The sequence below is a fragment of the Klebsiella sp. LY genome, from assembly GCF_004010915.1.
Lineage (GTDB): Bacteria > Pseudomonadota > Gammaproteobacteria > Enterobacterales > Enterobacteriaceae > Klebsiella > Klebsiella quasipneumoniae.
Map to the genome: position 1 here is coordinate 4,911,271 of NZ_CP022444.1, position 19,472 is coordinate 4,930,742.

Here is a 19,472-nt window from a genome sequence, read left to right on the forward strand (position 1 = left end):
CATGCCGATTTATCAGATTGATGGACTGACCCCGGTGGTGCCGGAGGAGAGTTACGTCCACCCGACCGCGGTGTTGATTGGCGACGTGATCCTCGGCAAAGGGGTCTATGTTGGGCCCAACGCCAGCCTGCGCGGCGATTTTGGCCGCATCGTGGTCAAAGACGGGGCCAATATACAGGACAACTGCGTGATGCACGGCTTCCCAGGCCAGGATACGGTGGTGGAAGAGGAGGGCCATATCGGCCACGGCGCTATTCTGCACGGCTGCGTAATTGGCCGCAACGCGCTGGTGGGCATGAGCGCGGTGATTATCGACGGGGCGACTATCGGCGAAAACAGCATTGTCGGCGCCTCGGCCTTCGTCAAAGCCAACGCCGAGATGCCCGCCAACCATCTGATTATCGGCAGCCCGGCAAAAGCGATTCGCGTCCTGAGCGAACAGGAGCTGGCGTGGAAAAAGCACGGTACCCGTGAATACCAGGTGCTGGTGGAACGCTGTAAGCAGACGCTCCACCAGGTTGAGCCATTACGGGAAGTGGAGGACGGGCGTAAGCGGCTGGAGTTTGATGAAAACCTGCGGCCAAAATCCTCCACCTGAGGGGTAAATATAATGGCAGAGAAATTATCCGCTCACTGTCACTGCGGTGCGGTGGCCTTTACCGTTGAGCTCAGCGACGGCTTCAACACCGTTCGGCGCTGTAACTGTTCATATTGTCGAATGCGTGGGGCGGTCGCGGTCTCTTCGCCGCGTTCAGGAATCGATGTGGTACGCGGCAGGGATAAGCTCACAGAGTATCGCTTTAATACAGGGGAAGCCGTGCACTTTTTCTGCTCGGTATGCGGGATCTACACCTTTCATCAACGGCGATCAAACCCACAGCAGTATGGGGTGAATGTGGCCTGCATTGACGGCGTTTCACCTTTCGATTTTCCTTGCGTGGAAGTCAACGACGGCGTGAATCATCCAAAAGATGGCGGCGGAGGCGTGGTGGGGTATTTGCGCTACGAGAAAAAGCAAAAATCTCCTCCCGCAGGAAGCGAGAGGAGTTAACTATTAGGCTGCAACCACGCTGTCGATGGCCGCTTTCGCGTCAGACTGCGCTTTGGCCGCGACTTCCGGGCCGTAAGCGATACCTTCGGCGAACACGAAGTTCACGTCGGTGATGCCGATGAAGCCGAGGAAGGTGGACAGGTACGGGGTGACCAGGTCGGTCGGGGTATCTTTATGGATACCGCCGCGGCTGGTCACAACGACCGCGCGTTTACCGGTCACCAGACCTTCCGGCCCTTTTTCGGTGTAGCGGAAGGTCACGCCGGCGCGAGCCACCAGGTCGAAATAGTTTTTCAACTGCGTCGGGATGTTGAAGTTGTACATCGGCGCAGCGATAACAATCACATCGTTGCCTTTCAGTTCAGCGATCAGCTCGTCGGAAAGGGCCAGCGCTTCCTGCTGACGCGGAGTCAGCGGCGCGTCGCTCGGACGCAGGGCGCCAACCAGTTCACCATCCAGAACCGGGATCGGATTAGCGGCCAGGTCACGCACGGTGATCTCGTCGCCCGGGTGTTTTTCCTGCCATTGTTCAACAAAATAGTCGGAAAGCTGACCAGATTGTGAGTACCCTGCCAGAATACTGGATTTCAGAACTAATACTTTGCTCATGGGTGTTTCCTTTTTTAATGTGATTGACGGGTCAGTGCCCTGGTGCTTGATGACACTGTATTCACAATCGCGCCACAGAGATAGCGCAATATATCGAATCCTATGTTCAGATTTTTTGAACAAGGCATGAGTGGCGCAGATGTGGTACTCTAAGGCAATACTTCAAAAGAGATTTTCCCGGCAGAGCTCTGCCCGATAACGCTATGACAGAACAACAAAAAATCACCTTCCCCCAGCTTTATCAACAGCTCGACGGCCTGATGCTGCGCGACAAAACGCGCTTTGCCCGCCGTCTGCACGGCGTGAAGAAGGTTAAAAATCCTGAATCGCAACAGGCCATCCTTCAGGAGATGGCGCAGGAGATAAGCCAGGCAGCCGGTAAAGTCCTGCTGCGCGAAGCGGCGCGTCCGGCCATCACCTATCCGGAAAATCTGCCGGTTAGCCAGAAAAAACAAGAAATTCTCGAGGCGGTACGCGATCACCAGGTGGTGATTGTCGCCGGGGAGACCGGTTCGGGTAAAACCACCCAGCTGCCAAAAATCTGCATGGAGCTGGGCCGCGGGCTGAAAGGGCTAATCGGCCATACCCAGCCGCGCCGTCTGGCCGCGCGAACCGTGGCCAACCGTATCGCCGAGGAGCTGCAAACGGAGCCGGGCGGCTGTATCGGCTATAAGGTCCGCTTTAGCGATCACGTCAGCGACAACACCATGGTCAAGCTGATGACCGACGGTATTCTGCTGGCGGAGATCCAGCAGGATCGCCTGCTGATGCAGTACGACACCATCATTATCGATGAAGCGCACGAGCGCAGCCTGAACATTGACTTCCTGCTCGGCTATTTGAAAGAGCTGCTGCCGCGCCGTCCTGACCTGAAAATTATCATCACCTCGGCGACCATCGACCCGGAACGTTTCTCAAAGCATTTCAATAATGCGCCGATTATCGAAGTCTCCGGGCGGACTTACCCGGTGGAAGTGCGCTATCGGCCGATAGTGGAAGAGGCGGACGATACCGAGCGCGATCAGCTGCAGGCGATCTTTGATGCCGTCGATGAGCTCGGGCGCGAAGGGCCCGGCGATATTCTGATCTTTATGAGCGGCGAGCGGGAGATTCGCGATACCGCCGATGCGCTGAATAAGCTGGATCTGCGCCATACCGAAGTGCTGCCGCTGTACGCTCGCTTGTCCAACAGCGAGCAGAACCGCGTCTTCCAGCCGCACAGTGGACGACGCATCGTGCTGGCGACCAACGTGGCGGAAACCTCGCTGACCGTACCGGGCATTAAGTACGTTATCGATCCCGGTACCGCCCGTATCAGCCGCTACAGCTACCGCACCAAGGTGCAGCGCCTGCCGATCGAGCCAGTTTCCCAGGCGTCCGCCAACCAGCGAAAAGGCCGCTGCGGTCGCGTCTCGGAAGGGATCTGTATTCGTCTTTATTCAGAAGACGATTTCCTGTCGCGCCCGGAATTTACCGATCCGGAAATTCTGCGCACCAACCTGGCGTCGGTCATCCTGCAGATGACCGCCCTGGGCTTAGGCGATATCGCCGCCTTCCCGTTCGTTGAAGCGCCGGATAAGCGCAACATTCAGGACGGCGTGCGCCTGCTGGAAGAGCTGGGCGCCATCACCACCGATGAGCAGGCCACCGCCTACAAGCTGACCCCGATGGGCCGTCAGCTTAGCCAGTTGCCGGTAGACCCGCGTCTGGCGCGGATGGTGCTGGAGGCGCAGAAGCACGGCTGCGTGCGAGAAGCGATGATCATCACCTCCGCGCTGTCGATTCAGGATCCGCGCGAGCGGCCGATGGACAAACAGCAGGCCTCTGACGAAAAACACCGCCGCTTTCACGATAAAGAGTCTGACTTCCTTGCCTTTGTGAACCTGTGGAACTATCTCGGCGAACAGCAGAAAGCCCTGTCGTCGAATCAGTTCCGCCGTCAGTGCCGGGTCGATTTTCTGAACTATCTGCGCGTGCGCGAGTGGCAGGATATCTATACCCAGCTGCGCCAGGTGGTGAAGGAGCTTGGCCTGCCGATCAACAGCGAGCCAGCGGAATATCGCGAGATCCATACCGCGCTGCTGACCGGTCTGCTGTCGCACATCGGCATGAAGGATGCCGATAAACAGGAGTTTACCGGGGCGCGCAACGCCCGCTTTTCCATTTTCCCGGGGTCCGGTCTGTTTAAAAAGCCGCCGAAGTGGACGATGGTGGCGGAACTGGTGGAGACCAGCCGGCTGTGGGGCCGCATTGCCGCCCGCATTGAGCCGGAGTGGGTGGAGCCGGTAGCGCAGCACCTGATCAAACGCTCATATAGCGAGCCGCACTGGGAGCGGGCGCAGGGCGCGGTGATGGCGACGGAAAAGGTCACCGTCTACGGCCTGCCGATCGTGGGCGCGCGTAAGGTCAACTACAGCCAGATCGATCCGGCGCTGTGCCGCGAGCTGTTTATCCGCCACGCGCTGGTGGAGGGCGACTGGCAAACGCGCCACGCCTTCTTCCGGGAGAACCTGAAGCTGCGGGCGGAAATCGAAGAGCTGGAGCATAAGTCGCGCCGCCGCGACATTCTGGTGGACGACGAGACCCTGTTCGAATTCTACGACCAGCGCATCAGCCACGACGTCATCTCCGCCCGCCACTTCGACAGCTGGTGGAAGCAGGCCAGCAAAGAGACGCCGGATCTGCTCAACTTTGAGAAGAGCATGCTGATTAAGGAAGGGGCGGAGCAGGTTAGCAAGCTGGACTATCCGAACTTCTGGCATCAGGGCAACCTTAAGCTGCGGCTTAGCTATCAGTTTGAGCCGGGCGCCGACGCCGACGGCGTGACGGTGCATATTCCGCTGCCGCTGCTGAACCAGGTGGAGGAGGCCGGGTTTGAATGGCAGATCCCCGGCCTGCGTCGCGAGCTGATTATCGCGCTGATAAAATCGCTGCCGAAGCCGGTGCGGCGCAATTTTGTCCCGGCTCCCAACTATGCGGAAGCGTTTCTTGGCCGGGCGACGCCGCTTGAGCTGCCGTTGCTCGATTCCCTGGAGCGCGAGCTGCGTAAGATGACCGGCGTGACCATCGACCGCGAAGCCTGGCAGTGGGATCAGGTGCCCGATCACCTGAAAATCACTTTCCGGGTGGTGGATGATAAAAACAAGAAGCTGCAGGAAGGGCGCTCGCTGCAGGCGCTGAAAGAGGCGCTGAAGGGCAAAGTTCAGGAGACGCTGTCGGCGGTCGCTGATGATGGCATCGAGCAGAGCGGGCTGCATATCTGGAGCTTTGGCACCCTGGCGGAAAGCTATGAACAGAAGCGCGGCAACTATAAGGTGAAAGCCTGGCCGGCGCTGGTGGACGAGCGCGACAGCGTGGCCATCAAGCTGTTTGATAATCCACAGGAACAGCAGCAGGCCATGTGGCGCGGTCTGCGTCGCCTGCTGCTGCTTAACATTCCGTCGCCCATTAAGTATCTGCACGAGAAACTGCCGAACAAAGCCAAGCTCGGGCTCTATTTCAACCCGTACGGCAAAGTGCTGGATCTGATTGACGACTGCATCTCCTGCGGCGTTGATAAGCTTATCGACGAGGCGGGCGGTCCGGTATGGACGGAAGAGGGCTTCAACCAGCTGCACGATAAAGTTCGCGCCGAGCTCAACGAGACGGTGGTGGAGATCGCCAAACAGGTCGAGCAGATCCTCACTGCGGTGTTCAATATCAACAAACGGCTGAAAGGCCGGGTGGATATGACCATGGCGCTGGGGCTGTCGGACATCAAAGCGCAGATGGCGGGGCTGGTTTACCGCGGCTTTGTCACCGGCAACGGCTTCCGTCGTCTTGGCGATACGCTGCGCTACCTACAGGCGATTGAAAAGCGCCTGGAGAAGATGGCTATCGATCCGCACCGCGACCGCGCGCAGATGCTGAAAATTGAGAGCGTGCAGCAGGCGTGGCAGCAGTGGCTGAATAAGCTACCGCCGAACCGCCGTGAGGACGACGATGTCCGGGAGATCCGCTGGATGATCGAGGAGCTGCGGGTGAGCTTCTTCGCCCAGCAGCTGGGGACCCCGTACCCCATCTCGGACAAACGTGTCCTGCAGGCGATGGAGCAGGTGACGCCGTAATCCCACCCTTTTCCCTGCCCGGCGGCGCAGTGCTTGCCGGGCAGGGGAAACCCGGGAGCGGTCGCGAAGCCGTACGCCGTACCCGGTTATCTCCCCGCCCTGATGCTTCCCCGCCGAATGAAAAATGAACGGAATCTGAAAATCGACCTGCCGGCTTGGGTCATCGGCTGTCTTCGCGTATTTTTAGCCTTGTTTCGCAGGAAAACCAGAACACGGAGTCTATTTTTACCCTTCTTGATATGGACAAATTCCTCATGCTGGCGCTGGCTATCCTTGTGATGCCCGCGTGTAAACCCTTCGTTGACGCTTCCTCCTGCGATGAAACACAGCGGGCGTTCAACGATGCGAACTTTTTTATTTTGACCTCCCTTCCGCCGCTGAACGGCGAAGTGCAGAGCGTGCAAATCGTCGGCAGCCAGAATAACGAATATGGCGCCCTTCGTTTCGCGCGATGCCGCCGGCTGGCAAGCTATGAGCGGGCAAAAACCCTTAACACAGCACATGGCTCAACGATCGTCAGAGATAATGTTCGCTGGCGAAATGATAAAGGATGGATGCGGGAATATATCCGGCAGACCCGGAGCGCGACGGGAAATATCAGCAAGATGGTGATGCGCGAACAGTTTTATACCGATTCTCTCGGGCGGATTGTGCGCGCCGAAAATGTGTCCGCGACGCAGCAACCGCCCAAAGTCCTGCATACGACCACCTATCAGTATGACGACCGGCACCGCCTGGTCCGTAAAACGGTCAACGGCGGTATGATGGTCATGCTTGCTGTCGATTACCGCTATACGGATGGGCGCCTTAGCCGCATGGCTGACTCGGACTCCACCTCGACGCTGCGTTGGGATGAAAAAGGGCGCTGGATATCCCGGGAAACGACCTCAACGTATAATGGACCACGCCAGGCCCGTTGTTTAGGGTGGGATCCCGAGGGGAACTGTACTGCGGAGTATGGCGAGCAGCCTGCTGCAGGGGCAATGAAAGATCAGTCTCTGCACTACCAGTATACCTATTATCCTCGATGATCCTCCGCGGCAGAAAGCCCCGCTGGCCCGGCAGCATAGGTTCATGCAGGCTGGTGCTGCCGGGCAGGAGAGCGGGGTTTCTCCCTCTCTCTGGGGGAGAGGGCCGGGGTGAGGGCATCAGGCCGCCCGGATCTCAGCCATTCACCAGCGCCAGCGTAAAGCCATCCCATCCCTTAATGCCCACCGTCTGCAGCGCGGTGGCGGTGAGCCGCGGGTTATCGCCGATCATCTCGATAAACCGACGCACGCCCTGCACACGCGCGTCATCGCTTTGCCCATTAATCACCTCGCCATCGCGCACCACGTTATCGCCCACGATCAGCGTCCCGGGGCGGGAATAGTGCAGCGCCCACTCCAGATAGTGAGGATTATTAGGTTTATCGGCATCAATAAAGATCAGGTCGAATGGCGGCGTGTTCGCCAAATTTTCCAGCGTGTTCAGCGCGGGTCCTTCAATAAGCTCAATGCGCTCGTTTAGCCCGGCGAGGCGGATATTCTGGCGCGCCACCCCCGCATGCGTCGGGTCGGCCTCGAGGGTAATCAGCTTTCCGTCGGCGGGCAGCGCACGCGCCATCCAGATGGCGCTATAGGCGCCGAGCGTGCCAATTTCAAGGATCCGCCGCGCCTGGGTCATGCGCACCAACAGCGCCAGAAATTGCCCCTGATTGGCCGCAACATCATGTTCAGGTAGCCCGGCGCGTTTGTTGTTTTCCAGAACCTGTCTCAGCACGTCATCATCAGGAATAAGCGAAGAAATCATGTAATTATCGACAGCAGACCACTGTTGTTGCATAGATTAACTCCCTGGTGGTAGTAGTGGACGGGTGGCGCAACGCTATCCCGGCCTGAATACTGGCTTCCGCGCTCCGGACGGTGGCGGACCGACGCGCGCAGGCTTTCACGCGTTCATCCAGCCGCCTCCCAGCGCCCGGTACAGATCGATCTGCGCCAGCAGCAGGTTATTCTTCACCTGGACCACGCTAAGCTGGGTGGAGAACAGCGTTCGCTGGGCATCAAGCACATCCAGATACGAAGAGTAGCCGTTACGGTAGCGATTCTGCGCAATGCGCAATGTTTCCTCCGCTACCGCCACCTGTCCCTGCAGCTCGGTCAACTGTTCGCCGTAGCGGCTAATGGCGTCAAGGCTGTCATTGACCTCTTTGAACGCGCCGCGCACCGTTTTCTCATAGCTGTACAGCGCCTGGTTGCGCTGGGCCATGGAGACATCCACCTGGGCGTTTAACGCCTGGCGGTTAAGCAGCGGCGCCAGGATGCTACCGCCAATGCTCCACAGTCGCAGCGGATCGTCGAGCAGATCCGGCAGCGTCCGGTCCTGCAGGCTGCCGGTGGCGGTCAGGTTGATAGACGGCAGCAGCTGCGCCTGCGACGAGGCCAGGGTGGCATCGGCGGCTACCAGCTGACGCTGGGCCTGTACGATATCCGGGCGGCGGTTGAGTAGGGTGGACGGCAACTGCGAGGGCAGACGCAGCGGGGTGAGCCCGGCGAATTCGCCGCGTTTTACCGCGCCGGGGTTATCCCCCAGCAGCACGCTGAGGGCGTTTTCCTGCTGCGCAATCTGGTGCTGCAGCGGCGGGATCTGCGCCCGCGTTGAGCGCAGCTCCGAATCCGCCTGCATCAGCTCAAGGCGCGAGGTATACCCGGTTTCAAACTGACGTTTGGCCAGCCGCCAGGCGTCTTCCCGTGATTGGAGCGTCTGCTGCGTGACCCGCAGCTGCTCATCCAGCGACAGCAGCGTCACGTAGCCCACGGCCACCGAGGCGGCGACGCTCAAATTGGCCGCGGCGGCAGCGGCTTTCTGCGCCTCGAGGCTGGCCCCGGCGGCGCTGGCCGCGCTGCGGTTCGCGCCCCAGATATCGACATCATAGCTGGCGGTCAGGCCGCCTTTGTACAGCGTGCTGTGGATCGGCAGGCCGGTGGCGGCGGACTGCGCGCGGGCGCGGGTGCCGGTCAGGCTGGCATCCAGCGAGGGAAAAAGGCTGCTGTCGGCGGCATACGCCCGCGCCTGATACTCATTGACCCGCTCGCGGGCGATCAGCACATCGCTGTTATAGCGCAGCGCCCGGTCGACATACTGATTCAGCGCACTGTCATGAAAATTGCGCCACCATACGCCTTCCACCGGGCTGGCAGGGCCAACGTCGGCCCGCCAGGCGGCAGGGATGGTCAGGGTCGGCTGCGCGCGCTGGACATCGGCGGACTGACAGCCGACCAGCGCCAGGACGATGACAAGGGTGACCGGGCGGATCATGGCTGCTTCTCCGCGCGGGTATCAATGGTCACCTGCACCGACATGCCGGGGCGCAGGCGCTCGCTGTTGCGCTGCCCCTCGTTAACCGTGATGCGCACCGGGATGCGCTGGGCGATCTTGACGAAGTTGCCGGTAGCGTTGTCCGGCGAAATAGCGCTGAACTCCACCCCGGTCGCCGGGGAGATACTCTGCACCTTGCCGTGGAAGGTCTCGCCGTTGAGCGCGTCAACGGTGAAGGTAACCGGCTGGCCGATACGCACATCGGCCAGCTGGGTCTCTTTCAGGTTGGCGATCACCCAGTGCTGCGGCGGGACCAGCGAAGTCAGATGGGTTCCGGCGCTGACGTAAGCGCCAAGACGCACCGAAATCTGCCCCAGCTGGCCGCCGGTGGGGGCGATGATCTGCGTATTCTGCAGGTCAATCTGCGCCAGTTCGAGGGCGGCTTTGGCGCTGGCCACGTCGGCCTCCAGCGAATCGCGATTGACGATGGTCGATTCGAGATCCTGGCGCGACATCTCCAGCGCCGCTTTCGCCTGTTCAATATCCGCTGCCCCCTGGGCGGCGCTGGCGCGGGCGGAATCACGCTCGCGGATCGACAGCGAGCCATCGGCGGTCAGTTCCTGCACCCTTTTTAAATCGGCCTGGATTTTCAGATTCTGCGCGCGGGCGTTTTGCAGCGCGGCTTCGTTTTTGGCGATCGTCGCCTCGGCGCTTTTGCGCTGCTGCAGGTTGTTGCGCAGCGCCGCCTCCTTCATCGCCAGGGTGGCCTGGGCCTGGTGCACCCGCTGCTTATAGATGCGATCGTCTATCTGGAACAGTACCTCGCCCGGCTGAACGATGGCGAAATCCTTGACGTTGACGGCAGTGATGTAGCCGTTGACCTGTGGGCTGATAAAGGTGGTCTGCCCGCGCACGTAGGCGTTGTCGGTAAACTGGCTATGCCGGGTGAACGGCGGTAGCTGCCAGGCATAGAGGATCACCAGTACGCCGACGAGGCCTATCGCCGCGGCGGTAAAAATGGAGACCACGCGAATGTTGTTTCGGGTATTGGCCTGTTGTTTGGCCGCATCCTGCTGACTCATAACGACTCCAGAGATGAAATGATGATAATTATTTGCTGCCAGTGGCGCGTTTTAATGCGATACGGGCGGTTAGTCGTAAGCGAATTAAGCGCCAGAAAACCCACACTAACGTCCCGGCGGAGATCGCCGCCGTCAGCAGATAGGTATCATTCCAGGCGAGAATATTGGCCTGCAGCGTCGCGGCGTTTTGCAGGAGCGTCGTGGCCTGGACGTTAAGCAGCGTGCTGTCGCCGATCTGGCTCTGGTACATCTGGCTGTACTGCTGCAGACGCTCGACGATCAGCGGGTTGAGGGTGGTGATCTGATCCGCCAGCTGACTGGAGTGAAATTTCTCCCGCCAGGTCTGGAAAGTACCGAGGATCGCCGATCCCAGCAGGCCGCCGATGTTCTGGCTCATGCCGAACAGCACCGAGAAGCTGACCAGGTTGCGCGGATCGGCGAACACCCCGCCAATACCGGCGAGCATCGCCGGCGCCAGAAAGAAGGCGCTGCCGAAGCCAAGCAAAAACTGGCTGAACATCAGTTGTTCCGGGCGGGTGAGGGCGTTGGACTGACTGTCGAGCAGCGAGGCCACCATGATCAGCGCCAGGGCGGTGGCGGTCGGCCAGTAGAGCTTCTGCGGGTTAAGCGTCAGGCAGCTGGCAATGATCCCGCACAGAATGCCGGCGAAAATTGACCACGCAAGGTTGGTCATCTGTTCGTTTTGCAGGCCAACGTACTGCAGCCAGCCGATCACCCCGGTATTCTGCTCCGCCAGCACGATGCGGATCAGCAGCATAATCAGACCGAGGCGCAGGATACTGCCGCTGGAGAGCCATTTGGTATTGAGCAGGGGATTGCTGCGGTTATGCTCGAAGGCGATGGCAGCGACGATCAGCACCACCGCCGCCGCCAGCGACCAGCCGATCCACGGCGCTTCGAACCACCACTCGAGCCGCCCCAGCGACAGCACCGCGCACACCAGCGCCATGCCGGGGGCCAGCAGGAAGAAGGTGATAAAATCCTTCTTCTCGAACACCTTTTTACGATCGCTCGGCGGCAGCTTCAGCGCGATGACGCAGGCCAGCGACACCAGCGCCAGCCCCAGTTCAAAGAAGTAGAGCCCGCGCCATTCGTCGGTCTGCAGCAGCTCGGTGGAAAAGAGGCGCGCCAGCGGAATGGCCAGCGACGAGCCAGTGATACCGATGGTCAGCCCTTTAAGGCGGTGGCGTGCGGGCCAGGCCTGCACCTGATAGTAGATCCCCAGCGAGCTGAGCGCCGCGGCCACCATGCCGTGGGCGGCGCGGACCATCATCGCCGAGCTGAGATCGTTGACGAACAGGTGGAAGAAGGTGACCAGCACATAGAGCACCAGAAAGCCTTCGGTAAAGGCGCGCAGCCCGAACTGTTGACGAAATTTCACCAGCAGCAGGTTGATGGAGACGTTGGTCATGACATACACCGCCGGCAGCCAGGCGATCTCCGTCGACCAGGCGGCGAAGGTGCCCTGCAGCAGCTGCAGATTGGCGGTGACTACCGCGTTGCCCAGCGCGCCGGTGAGGCACACCAGCAGCCCGACCACCCCGTAGGCCAGGCGCTTCGCCGGGCTGTGCAGCGGCGTCGATGGCGAGCCGAGCAGGGCCGGTTTTTCATGCGGCGCCCAGTCATGGGGGGCGTAAGGGTTACTCTGACGACGGGGCATTATTTCTTCTCCACTTCGCGCAACAGCTTTTCCAGCACCCGCTGAGTTTGTTCCCGCTCCTGCGGAGTAATCGCCGTCAGGATCTCTTCACGCAGATCGTCCGCCACCGTTTTGACCTGCTCGAAGAGGGCCTGCCCCTGGTCGGTGACCACCAGCAGCCGCTTGCGTTTATCGCGGTCGGTGGTGACGCGCTCCACCAGGCCGAGGGTCACCAGGCGGTTGATCAGCGGCACAATGGTCGCGCTCTCCACTCCCAGCTCCTGCGCCAGTTCGCTTTGCGACAGCGGCTGGTGATGGCGGGCGATAGCGGCGACCGCTACCCAGCTGGCCTGGCTGAGGCCGAGGTTTTTCAGCCGACGATTAACCGCCAGCCGCCAGTGATGGGCGGTCAGATATAAAAGATGGGAGAAGTTTAGCTGTCGATGGTCCATAGGTCGTCTGCCAAAATCGTTAGAGCTCTAACGAGTTTATGCCTGACGACCGACGAAATTCAAGGGAAAGGATAAATAAGGGTTAACGGTGTGTGCGTTTATTGTAGCGAACAGGAGGATACCCCCTCAGGCCATTTACTCATGGAGGATGCTCTTATTCTGCGCCATCACCCAGGTGATAAAAGCGCGCAGGGGCGCGGGAATATGTTTGCGACTCGGATAGTAGACGCAGAAATGATCCGCCGGGTAGCGGTAGCTGGGCAATAATCGGATCAGGCTGCCGGCGTTCAGTTGCGCGGAGACCAGCGACTGATAGACAAAGGCGATCCCCAGTCCGCTCTCCGCCGCCTGGATCATCGCCGTATCGGAATCGACGACCAGATCGCCTTTGACTGCGACTTCGCCTGGCTCGCCGTCGGGGCTGATAAACTCCCACCGATACTTTTCGCCGCTGGGAAAACATCGGTTGATACAGCGAAAATTGATCAGCGACTGCGGGGTGTCGGGCGCTCCGGCCTGGCGGAGATAGTCCGGGCTGGCTACCGGGATCAGCGACAGTTTCTCGCCAAAGGGGATGGCAATCATATCTTTGGGCACATCCCGGGAATAACGAATGCCAGCGTCAAAACCGGACTCGATAATATTCACTTTCCGATCGGTGGTAAACAGCTCCAGCGTCACGTCAGGATAGGCGGTTTTAAAAGCAATAAAATAGCGCTGAAAGAAAAGGTCGAGAACAATGCGCGGTAAATTGACTTTCACCACCCCTTCCGGGGTCAGACGGTGATAATTCAGACTGTCGACTACCCGGCGATAATCATTAACCACCGGCGTCATATTATTAAGAAATTCCTCACCCACGGCGGTTAAAGACAAACTGCGCGTCGAGCGATTGAGCAGGCGCACGCCTAATTTTTCTTCCAGATGATTAATAGCGCTGGTGAGGGCCGGCGGTGAAAGATTTAATGCTCTGGCAGCTTGTCGAAAACTACCATGTTTCACTATGAGTATTAATATTTCAATTTGTTGCAAATCAGGCAACGTTTTCATTGTTAATTTCCAGCTAACACCGCGTTCGGAATAGATTAATTGTTATCAATGTAAAAGGGAAGTATATATTTAATAACATTCAGCACGTAAGGAAAATAAGGTGAAAACACGTTATCTCGGAAAAGAGAAGTTCCAGGTTTCCGCATTGGGTCTCGGGTGTATGGGAATGAGTTTTGCCTATGGCGGCGCTGAGGAGTCGCAGGCGATAAATACCATCCATGCCGCAGTGGACATGGGCGTGACCTTCCTCGATTCCGCCGAAGTGTATGGGCCATTTGACAATGAAGTCCTTGTCGGGAAAGCGATTAAAGGCATCCGCGATAAGGTGCAGATTGCCACCAAATTTGGCTTTCGTATTCTGCCGACCGGCCAGGGGCTGGAGCGGATGGCCGGCGTCGACAGCCGTCCGGAACATATTCGTGAGGCGGTGGAAGGGTCGCTGAAGCGGCTGAATATCGAGACCATCGATCTGCTCTATCAGCACCGCGTCGATCCCGCGGTGCCGGTGGAAGAGGTGGTGGGCACCATGGCCGACCTGGTTAAAGAGGGTAAAATTCGCCACATCGGGCTGTCGGAAGTGTCAGCCCAGACGCTGCGCCGGGCCTGCAAGGTGCATCCGATTACCGCGGTGCAGACGGAATACTCGCTGTGGACCCGTGAGCCGGAGGGCGGCATCCTCAAGGCCTGCCGCGAGCTGGGGGTGGGCTTTGTCCCTTACAGCCCGCTGGGGCGCGGCTTCCTGACAGGCAAAATCACCGACCCCAGCCTCTTCGCTGCCGATGATTTTCGTCGCAATCTGCCACGCTTCCAGGCCGAAACCATGCGCAAAAACCAGCAGTTGCTCGACCATCTGCAGCAGGTCGCCGGCCGCTACGATGCCACCCTGGCGCAGATGGCTCTCGCCTGGGTGATGAGCAAAGGCGAAGATATCGTGCCGATCCCCGGGGCACGAAAAATCAATCACCTGCGCGATAATGCCGCTGCGGCCGATATTATGCTCTCGCCTGAAGATATTCTCACCATCGATCATATTTTCGCTGCCGAAAACGTCGCCGGCTTACGCTATAACCAGGGCGACTTTAATTTAATCGATAAATAATCTCCTGAATACGTTCCTCCCGCCGTTCTGGCGGGAGATAAGGTAACTTATGACTATTGCTGTTTCCCGTCCGGCGGGATTGCCTGCGGCGGTGTATGCGCTTTCCGTGGGTTCATTTGGTATTGGCACCACCGAATTTGTGATTATGGGTTTATTACTCGATGTGGCCCATGATTTTCATATATCCATTACCCTTGCCGCCTGGTCTATTACCGCTTATGCCTGTGGGGTGGTGATTGGCGCGCCGCTGCTTACGCCGCTATTAAGCCGTTATCGCAAAAAACCGGCGCTGTTATTTTTGATGATCTTATTTTCCATTGGAAATTTAGGCTGCGCGATCGCCGGTAATATGACCATGCTAATTATTGCCAGGGTAATAACCGCTTTCGCTCACGCTTCGTTTTTCGGAATAAGCTCAGTCTATGCCGCGGAGCTGGCGCCGGTAGATAAACGAGCTTCGGCGGTCTCCGCCGTGTTTCTCGGCGCCACCCTGGCCAATATTCTGGGCGTGCCGCTCGGCGCCTGGGTGGGGCAGTACCTTGGCTGGCGCTATACCTTCTATATGGTCACGCTGATCGGCGTTCTCTCCGCCCTGGCAGTCATTGCCCTGGTGCCTGGCCGTCAGGCGCAACCGTCGGCCCAGAGCCGGATCCGTGATGAGCTAAAGGTGCTCCGCCATCCCGCGGTGCTGCGCAGCCTGCTGATCACTGCCCTCGGGTTCTCCGGCGTCTTCGCCGCCTTCACCTACATCGCGCCGATGCTGAAAACCGTCACCGGGATGAGCGAACACCTTATTCCGCCGGTGCTGATGCTGTTCGGCGTTGGGATGGTCGCCGGGAATCATCTTGGCGGCCGACTGACCGACGGCGGCGTCCGCCGGGCGCTGCTGCTGACTCTCGCTTTGCTGAGCGTCGTCCTGTGCCTTTTCCCGTTGGCTATTCAGACGCTGCCTGGTGCCTGCGCGGCGGTGTTTTTGCTGGGGGCGGCGATGTTCTCCACCATTCCGCCGCTGCAGATGCAGGCGCTGGACAGCAGTGAGAGCGGTAAAAGCATGGTCTCCTCGTGCAATATCGCCGCCTTTAACCTCGGCAATGCCGGCGGCGCCTGGTTTGGCGGGCTGCTGCTCGCCTCTGGCGTCTCTCTATCTCACATTCCTCTGGCCGGTGCTTGCCTGACCGCCAGCGGATTGGTTATCGCTAGTGTGACGTTGTCACCTTTAAAAGGAAGTCAAGCATGAAGTATCGGTATTTAGGTTCCACCGGGCTGTCGGTTTCGGAGCTCTGTTTCGGCGCCATGACGTTTGGCGAGAAAGGGGCCTTTCTCGGCGCGCCGGGGCGCAACTGGTCGGAATTCGGCGTGGTGCCTGAGCAGACGGCCTACGATCTGGTGTACAAAGCGCTGGACGCCGGGATTAACTTTTTTGATACCGCGGACTGTTATAAGAACGGCCAGGGCGAAGAGCTGCTCGGCAACGCGCTGAAGGGAAAACGCCAGCAGGTGATTATCGGCACGAAAGGGCGCTGGCAAACCGACCCCAGCCCGAATGCGCTGGGGGCGTCGCGCTACCATATCATCAATGCCGTCGAGGCCAGCCTGCAGCGGCTGAAGACCGATTATATCGATATCTATCACCTTCACGGGTTCGATCCGCGCACCGCACTGGAGGATACCCTGCGCACGCTGGATACCCTGATCCGCGCCGGGAAAATTCGCTATATCGGGGTCTCCAACTACGCGGCCTGGCAGCTGGCGAAGGCGCTGGGGATCTCGGAGCGCCTTGGGCTGGAGAAATTCTGCGTCTATCAGGGCTATTACAATATCGCCGCGCGTGAACTGGAGCATGAGATTATCCCCCTCAGCGTCGATCAGAACGTCGGCATCACCGTCTGGAGCCCGCTGGCCGGGGGCTTTCTCACCGGCAAATACCCGCGCAATCAGGCGTTTCCCGAAGGTAGTCGCCTGGCGAACGCCACGCCGTTCGAATCCGCGCCGATCGCCAACCGCGAGCAGGCCTGGCAGACCCTGGAGGTGATGCAGGAGATTGCCCGCCAGCGCAACGCCAGCGTCGCGCAGGTGGCGCTCAACTGGCTGCGTACCCGTCCTGGGATCGCTTCGCTGGTGATCGGCGCGACCAAACTGGCCCAACTGGAGGATAACCTGGCGGCGCTGAACTGGACGCTGAGCGACGAGGAGACGGCGATCCTCAACAGCGTGAGCGAGAAAGAGAAACCATACCCCTACTGGCATATCTGCAATGTCGCCGGCGATCGTCGTCTGGCCGATGATATCTATCCCTAATCACCCTGCACCCAGGCAACACGCGTATGCCCCACATGGGGCATACAGAGAGGCTCGATCGTGAAAAAAGTACTCATTGTTGGCGCCGGCCCGGTAGGGTTAATCATTGGCTGCTATCTGAATAAGTATGGAATTGATTTTGATATCATTGATAAAAATACCCACAGCACCACCTGGTCCAAAGCGCTGAGCGTCAGTCCGGCGACCATTAAAGCCTTCCACGGCTTAGGCCTTGCCGGGGAACTGATCGCCCAGGGAAAACAGGTGCAGTCAGTCTACGCTTACTATAAAAACCGCAAATTTCTGCATATTGATAACCGCCGACTCGCCACCTGCTATCCCTTCCATGTCAGTATCCCGCAGCCGCGGACGGAGAAGATCCTCGAAACGGCATTAGCCGCCGCCGGGCGGCAGGTGAGACGCGGGCACCAGCTGGTCTCCTGGCGCCGGGAGGGGGAGCGCTATCACGTCTCCCTGCTCGACGATGCCCGTCGGGCCTGTTCCGCCGCTTATGACTATATTATCGGCGCCGACGGCGCGGCCAGCACCGTCCGGGAGCTGGCCGGGATCGGCTTTAGCGGTCATGACTATCCGCTGCATTTTGTGATGGCGGATGTGCAGTTCGACCCCGCGGCGGCGCTCCCGGGGACCTCCTACCATATTGATGAGCAAGGCTTTCTGATTTTCCTGCCCATGCCGGACAATCAGGTCAGGATTGTGATTAAAAAAGCCGGGCGCTTGCCGTCGCCGCGTCCGGTGCCGGACCTGCAGGAGATTAACGCCGCGCTGGCGCGCTACTGCCCTCAGGTGCCGCCGGCGCAGAGGCTCACCTGGTCCTCCAGCGCCAATTTCTATAACCGCATCGCCGATGACAATCTGCAGCACCATATTATGCTGGCGGGAGATGCCTTCCACCTGTTCAGTCCCATTGGCGGGCAGGGGATGAACACCGGCGTCCAGGATGCGGTGAACCTCGCCTGGAAGCTGGCTTTCTGTCTGCACGGCGTGGCCACTGACCGACTGCCGGCGTCCTATCGCACCCAGCGCTTCGCCGCGGTGAGCGGTGTGCTGCGCTCCACCGACCATGATACTGGCCTGATCGCCGGTCTGGTGCCGAGAAATCATATCGATGGGGTCTACTTTCCGGAGTTTTGCAACCGTCACTACTATCGTCACCAGCTGCCGCTGCAGTACGCCGGTTTCACCGCGACGCAGGCGCAGGAGACGGACGGCCTGGCAGGGCACCATGTTCCCTGGTACGTTTTTGCCTCCCCGCAGGCGACGTTTCGCAACAGCTATGACGCCTTCGCCAGCGGTAAGGTGGTGATCTTTTCCGCCCGCGCCGCCTGTCCTCCTTTGTCCCGCCTGAAGCAGGCCGGCTGGTTTATGTTCTGCTCCCTCGAACCGGCGGACAAGGCGTTTCTTGAGGCGCTACAGATCGGTCCCGATGACTACGCGGTGGTTAATCCCGATGGCTATGTGGGCTTTACCGGCAGCGAAGCCGGGACGCGGCAGTATCTTTCCTCGCTCTACGTAATGGAATAATCATGAACAAAGTCTATATCGTCGCGGCCTGCCGTACGCCGGTGGGGCGCTTTCTTGGTGCCCTGAAAACGGTCTCCGCGGTGGAGCTGGCAGCGCTCACCGTCAGGCACAACCTGCAGCAGGCCGGCATTGACCCGGCGTGGATCGATGAGGTGATCTGCGGCTGCGTCCTCGCCGCCGGGCAGGGAATGGGACCGGCGCGTCAGGTTGCGCTGCGGGCAGGGATCCCGGTGCAAACGCCGGCTTACACCCTGAATATGATCTGCGGTAGCGGCATGAAAAGCATGACCGAAGGGGCGATCCATATCCAGAGCGGTTATGCCGACCTGGTGGTCGCCGGCGGAATGGAAAATATGAGTCAGGCGCCGTTTTTGCTGCAGGGAGAGATAAGGGGCGGGATGAAATTCGGCGCATTCAGCAGTGAGGATGTGATCCAGCGCGACGGGTTAACCGATCCGCTGCTGCAGATCCCGATGGGGGAAACGGCGGAGGCCATCGCCGCGCAGGAGCAGATCTCGCGCGCGGCGCAGGACCGGTATGCGCTGGAGAGCCATCAAAAAGCCTCCGTCGCCAGCCGTGCCGGCTATTTTGCCGATGAGATTGTGCCGGTGACGGTAAGCGCGAAGCGGGGCGTCAGCACGGTCCGCGAAGATGAGCCGATCCGCCATGATCTTAGCGCCGGGCAGCTGGCGGCGCTGAAACCGGCTTTTCGCGCTGACGGCAGCGTCACGGCGGGCAACGCCTCCGGGCTGAACGATGGCGCCGCGTCGGTGATCCTCGCTTCGGCGCGCGCCGTTGCCCGCTATGGCCTGCAGCCGCTGGCGGAGATCGTCTCCTTTGGCGAAGGCGGCGTCGATCCGTCCATGATGGGGCTCGGCCCACTGCCGGCGATAGCGTGCGCCCTGCGCCGCGGTGGTTTTCAGCTCAGCGATATGGCCCGGCTGGAGATTAACGAAGCCTTTGCCGCGCAGGTATTGGGGGTGGTCAGGGGACTGGCCAGAGAGCATCAGATGACGGAGGAGGAGATTGCTTCCCGCCTGAACGTCCACGGCGGCGCGATCGCCCTCGGTCACCCGCTGGGCAGTTCCGGGACGCGGATCGTGGTCAGTCTGGTGCACGCGCTACGCCGGGAGAATCAACCGACCGGCCTGGCGTCGCTGTGCATCGGCGGCGGGATGGGGATTGCGTTACTGGTGAAAACGATCTGAGGAGACAAGCGC

16 protein-coding genes are annotated in these 19,472 nt (G+C 59.7%); 9 read left to right on the top strand and 7 right to left on the bottom strand.

Translation table 11 applies throughout. The features are described from left to right. Position 1 precedes the first annotated feature (1 nt). Together paaY and CE636_RS27145 are read left to right on the top strand one after the other, a co-directional pair. Positions 2–598, top strand: a complete 597-nt coding sequence (gene paaY / locus CE636_RS27140; RefSeq protein WP_004204049.1) for a phenylacetic acid degradation protein PaaY — start codon at positions 2–4, stop codon at positions 596–598. Between the two features lie 9 nt (positions 599–607). After that, entirely contained in the window at positions 608–1,051 is a 444-nt protein-coding gene (locus tag CE636_RS27145; RefSeq protein WP_025999094.1) for a GFA family protein, read from the top strand. A gap of 3 nt (positions 1,052–1,054) precedes the next feature. Here CE636_RS27145 and azoR read toward each other — a convergent pair whose 3' ends face one another. Continuing rightward, on the bottom strand, positions 1,055–1,660 hold the full coding sequence (gene azoR / locus CE636_RS27150; protein WP_002902889.1) for an FMN-dependent NADH-azoreductase: 606 nt from the start codon (positions 1,658–1,660) through the stop codon (positions 1,055–1,057). A 203-nt stretch (positions 1,661–1,863) separates the two neighbouring features. On the opposite strand from azoR, the gene hrpA reads away from it, so the two are divergent. Beyond that, the gene (gene hrpA / locus CE636_RS27155; protein ID WP_017898727.1) at positions 1,864–5,766 is read left to right on the top strand and encodes an ATP-dependent RNA helicase HrpA; all 3,903 of its coding nucleotides are present in this window, start codon (positions 1,864–1,866) and stop codon (positions 5,764–5,766) included. 155 nt (positions 5,767–5,921) lie between these two features. Then, positions 5,922–6,797: a hypothetical protein gene (locus CE636_RS27160; RefSeq protein ID WP_017898726.1), complete on the top strand. Its 876-nt coding sequence runs from the start codon at positions 5,922–5,924 to the stop codon at positions 6,795–6,797. A 133-nt stretch (positions 6,798–6,930) separates the two neighbouring features. Here CE636_RS27160 and CE636_RS27165 read toward each other — a convergent pair whose 3' ends face one another. The 6 genes from CE636_RS27165 to CE636_RS27190 all read right to left on the bottom strand — a co-directional run bounded on the left by CE636_RS27165 (position 6,931) and on the right by CE636_RS27190 (position 13,310). Further along, a complete protein-coding gene (locus tag CE636_RS27165; protein WP_017898725.1) occupies positions 6,931–7,590 on the bottom strand; it encodes an O-methyltransferase in 660 nt (219 codons plus the stop codon). A 105-nt stretch (positions 7,591–7,695) separates the two neighbouring features. Further along, entirely contained in the window at positions 7,696–9,066 is a 1,371-nt protein-coding gene (locus CE636_RS27170; protein ID WP_004204058.1) for an efflux transporter outer membrane subunit, read from the bottom strand. Beyond that, positions 9,063–10,148 (bottom strand): HlyD family secretion protein, encoded by a 1,086-nt coding sequence (locus CE636_RS27175; RefSeq protein WP_004204059.1) that lies wholly within the window; start codon positions 10,146–10,148, stop codon positions 9,063–9,065. The genes CE636_RS27170 and CE636_RS27175 overlap by 4 nt, the downstream gene beginning before the upstream one ends. A 28-nt stretch (positions 10,149–10,176) precedes the next feature. Then, positions 10,177–11,829 carry an MFS transporter gene (locus CE636_RS27180; RefSeq protein WP_017898724.1) on the bottom strand — a complete coding sequence of 551 codons (1,653 nt, stop codon included), beginning with the start codon at positions 11,827–11,829 and terminating at the stop codon, positions 10,177–10,179. Beyond that, the gene (locus CE636_RS27185) at positions 11,829–12,260 is read right to left on the bottom strand and encodes a MarR family winged helix-turn-helix transcriptional regulator (protein ID WP_004204063.1); all 432 of its coding nucleotides are present in this window, start codon (positions 12,258–12,260) and stop codon (positions 11,829–11,831) included. The genes CE636_RS27180 and CE636_RS27185 overlap by 1 nt, the downstream gene beginning before the upstream one ends. 135 nt (positions 12,261–12,395) lie before the next feature. Beyond that, entirely contained in the window at positions 12,396–13,310 is a 915-nt protein-coding gene (locus CE636_RS27190; protein WP_017898723.1) for a LysR family transcriptional regulator, read from the bottom strand. A gap of 100 nt (positions 13,311–13,410) precedes the next feature. Here CE636_RS27190 and CE636_RS27195 point away from each other — a divergent pair, with 100 nt between their 5' ends. From CE636_RS27195 to CE636_RS27215, 5 genes are read left to right on the top strand one after another with little or no spacing between them, the layout of a single operon-like run. Beyond that, positions 13,411–14,409, top strand: coding sequence for an aldo/keto reductase (locus CE636_RS27195; RefSeq protein WP_017898722.1), 999 nt, complete (start codon positions 13,411–13,413; stop codon positions 14,407–14,409). Positions 14,410–14,458: 49 nt separating this feature from the next. Further along, entirely contained in the window at positions 14,459–15,646 is a 1,188-nt protein-coding gene (locus CE636_RS27200; RefSeq protein ID WP_017898721.1) for an MFS transporter, read from the top strand. Beyond that, positions 15,643–16,707: an aldo/keto reductase gene (locus CE636_RS27205; protein ID WP_017898720.1), complete on the top strand. Its 1,065-nt coding sequence runs from the start codon at positions 15,643–15,645 to the stop codon at positions 16,705–16,707. Before CE636_RS27200 ends, CE636_RS27205 begins: the two co-directional genes overlap by 4 nt. 60 nt (positions 16,708–16,767) lie before the next feature. Further along, positions 16,768–18,252, top strand: a complete 1,485-nt coding sequence (locus CE636_RS27210) for an FAD-dependent oxidoreductase (RefSeq protein WP_017898719.1) — start codon at positions 16,768–16,770, stop codon at positions 18,250–18,252. 2 nt (positions 18,253–18,254) lie between these two features. Beyond that, the gene (locus CE636_RS27215) at positions 18,255–19,460 is read left to right on the top strand and encodes an acetyl-CoA C-acyltransferase (RefSeq protein WP_017898718.1); all 1,206 of its coding nucleotides are present in this window, start codon (positions 18,255–18,257) and stop codon (positions 19,458–19,460) included. The last annotated feature ends 12 nt before the right edge of the window (positions 19,461–19,472 follow it).

What these genes read in the sequence shown, in the direction of transcription:
- paaY (WP_004204049.1), top strand. Translation starts at nt 2, where the DNA reads ATGCCGATTTATCAGATTGATGGACTGACCCCGGTGGTGCCGGAGGAG.
- CE636_RS27200 (WP_017898721.1), top strand. Translation starts at nt 14,459, where the DNA reads ATGACTATTGCTGTTTCCCGTCCGGCGGGATTGCCTGCGGCGGTGTAT.
- CE636_RS27185 (WP_004204063.1), bottom strand. Translation starts at nt 12,260, where the DNA reads ATGGACCATCGACAGCTAAACTTCTCCCATCTTTTATATCTGACCGCC.
- CE636_RS27175 (WP_004204059.1), bottom strand. Translation starts at nt 10,148, where the DNA reads ATGAGTCAGCAGGATGCGGCCAAACAACAGGCCAATACCCGAAACAAC.
- hrpA (WP_017898727.1), top strand. Translation starts at nt 1,864, where the DNA reads ATGACAGAACAACAAAAAATCACCTTCCCCCAGCTTTATCAACAGCTC.
- CE636_RS27215 (WP_017898718.1), top strand. Translation starts at nt 18,255, where the DNA reads ATGAACAAAGTCTATATCGTCGCGGCCTGCCGTACGCCGGTGGGGCGC.
- CE636_RS27205 (WP_017898720.1), top strand. Translation starts at nt 15,643, where the DNA reads ATGAAGTATCGGTATTTAGGTTCCACCGGGCTGTCGGTTTCGGAGCTC.
- azoR (WP_002902889.1), bottom strand. Translation starts at nt 1,660, where the DNA reads ATGAGCAAAGTATTAGTTCTGAAATCCAGTATTCTGGCAGGGTACTCA.
- CE636_RS27170 (WP_004204058.1), bottom strand. Translation starts at nt 9,066, where the DNA reads ATGATCCGCCCGGTCACCCTTGTCATCGTCCTGGCGCTGGTCGGCTGT.
- CE636_RS27165 (WP_017898725.1), bottom strand. Translation starts at nt 7,590, where the DNA reads ATGCAACAACAGTGGTCTGCTGTCGATAATTACATGATTTCTTCGCTT.
- CE636_RS27190 (WP_017898723.1), bottom strand. Translation starts at nt 13,310, where the DNA reads ATGAAAACGTTGCCTGATTTGCAACAAATTGAAATATTAATACTCATA.
- CE636_RS27180 (WP_017898724.1), bottom strand. Translation starts at nt 11,829, where the DNA reads ATGCCCCGTCGTCAGAGTAACCCTTACGCCCCCCATGACTGGGCGCCG.